2 protein-coding genes and 2 tRNA genes are annotated in these 1,636 nt (G+C 65.6%); 1 reads left to right on the top strand and 3 read right to left on the bottom strand.

What is annotated here, in order from left to right; translation table 11 throughout:
• Positions 1 to 127 (bottom strand): GTP-binding protein (locus K9U40_RS22900; RefSeq protein WP_250152467.1); only part of this gene is annotated, 127 nt, incomplete at its 3' end.
• A gap of 250 nt (positions 128 to 377) precedes the next feature.
• Here K9U40_RS22900 and K9U40_RS22895 point away from each other — a divergent pair.
• A complete protein-coding gene (locus K9U40_RS22895) occupies positions 378 to 827 on the top strand; it encodes a hypothetical protein (protein ID WP_282892386.1) in 450 nt (149 codons plus the stop codon).
• Positions 828 to 850: 23 nt separating this feature from the next.
• Here K9U40_RS22895 and K9U40_RS22890 read toward each other — a convergent pair.
• Both K9U40_RS22890 and K9U40_RS22885 read right to left on the bottom strand, forming a co-directional pair.
• A tRNA-Gly gene (locus tag K9U40_RS22890) sits at positions 851 to 924 on the bottom strand.
• 301 nt (positions 925 to 1,225) lie between these two features.
• Positions 1,226 to 1,310 (bottom strand) — tRNA-Tyr (locus tag K9U40_RS22885).
• Between the last annotated feature and the right edge of the window lie 326 nt (positions 1,311 to 1,636).

Raw genomic sequence — 1,636 nt, 5'->3', positions numbered from 1 at the left:
TCGCTCCGCCCGACTCCGCAAGCACCTTCGTGATCGCCGCCGTCAGCGACGTCTTGCCGTGATCAACGTGACCGATCGTGCCGATGTTGCAGTGCGGCTTCGAGCGGTTGAACTTCTCTTTGGCCATCGTTCTCTCTCAGTCGGTCAGCGAACCCGCACGGGCGCGCGCAAAAAAGCCGCCGTGGGATAGGGGGTTTCCATTGCGGATGCAAGAGCCCCGCCCGAGGCCCACCTGCCGCGGGCACCGACCTGCCTCGACAACCGGCACAACCCATTGGTGCGACATGCCGCCCCTATCCTTTCCCTTAGGACAAGCCTAGATCGGGAGCCCGAACCTGCACGCGACGCGCAGCGTGGAAGCGACCGGGAGTTGTGACATGAGCGGAACCGTGCGGCGCGTCCCCCTGCTTCTCCCGCTGCTGGCGACCCTCGCCGGCTGCGGCACGTCCGAATTCGTGCGCGAGGTCAACAGGACCTGGGAGCCATCCATCGAGCGAGGAAAGAAGCTGGTCACCCCCGCCATGGTCGAGGAATGCCGGGCCCGCATCTTCGAGCGCACCCGGGAGCAGGAGGAGGTTTCCCCGCTCACCACCAGCATTGACCTCACCAAGTTCCTGGTGAACCAGAGATACCTGATCAAGCTTATGCAGGAAAAGCTCGAGCCGGGAGACATTTTCCTGCTGGTCGGCCGCTTCAAATACAAGAGCTGGGGCCTGCCCGCCGAGGGCCGGTGGGGTTGCACCTGGAAGATGATCGGCGACAGCGCCGAATTCATCGAGGTGGTCTCTCCCGCCGACTTCAAGGCGAATGTCTACGTTCGCATATGAGACACGAATCGGAAGGCGGCGGCTGGAGCGGGTGAAGGGAATCGAACCCTCGTATTCAGCTTGGAAGGCTGCTGCTCTACCATTGAGCTACACCCGCGTGCCGCGAGCCTTAACACAGCCCTCCGGCGGGCGGAAGACGGTGCCGGAGAGGCTGGGGACAAGTCGTGGAGACGCCCCCCCACCGGGAGGGGCGGCGTCGCGGCCTTGCCCAGCGTGAATCCGGCGGCGCGATCCGCGTTCCGGAAAATACGGCAGGAAGTGGCTCTATCAGAAGCCGGGCATGGGCGGCGTGCCTTGATGCCCATGGTCACCTGCACGGCCCGCAATCACCAAGACTCAAGCCGACACAAAGCGGGAGACCGGGCTTGCGCCCGTCTCGTCCCGACCCGCACGACGGGTGGTGGAGGGGGTTGGATTCGAACCAACGTAGGCAGAGCCAACGGATTTACAGTCCGTCCCCTTTAACCACTCGGGCACCCCTCCAGCGACGCCCGTCGCACCGGTTCTCCCCCGCCGAGGCCGGGGAGGCTTCACGCCTGGCTGGTGATTTAGGAGAACCCCAGCGGCCCGAAGCCGGCGACGAGCAAGCTCAAATCGCCGTCCGAGGACCGGGTTTATGTGAAAGCGGCGCGCCGAAGTCAACCGGAAATGATGGCGTGGCGCGCAGCCTGTGGATGGCGGGCCGGACGCGCGAGGGGTGCTGCGCCCTCCCGGGGCGCATGGCCGGACCCGCGCGAACCCCTCTTGCGCGCGGCGACGCGGTCTGACAAAGCCTGCCCATGTCCGAGCGTCCACCCCGCGAACCCCGC

The sequence above is a fragment of the Xanthobacter autotrophicus genome (assembly GCF_030015065.1).
In the GTDB taxonomy this organism is placed as follows: domain Bacteria; phylum Pseudomonadota; class Alphaproteobacteria; order Rhizobiales; family Xanthobacteraceae; genus Xanthobacter; species Xanthobacter autotrophicus_D.
The sequence above is the reverse complement of the archived record's forward strand: the minus strand, read 5'-3'. Positions and strand labels throughout refer to the sequence as shown.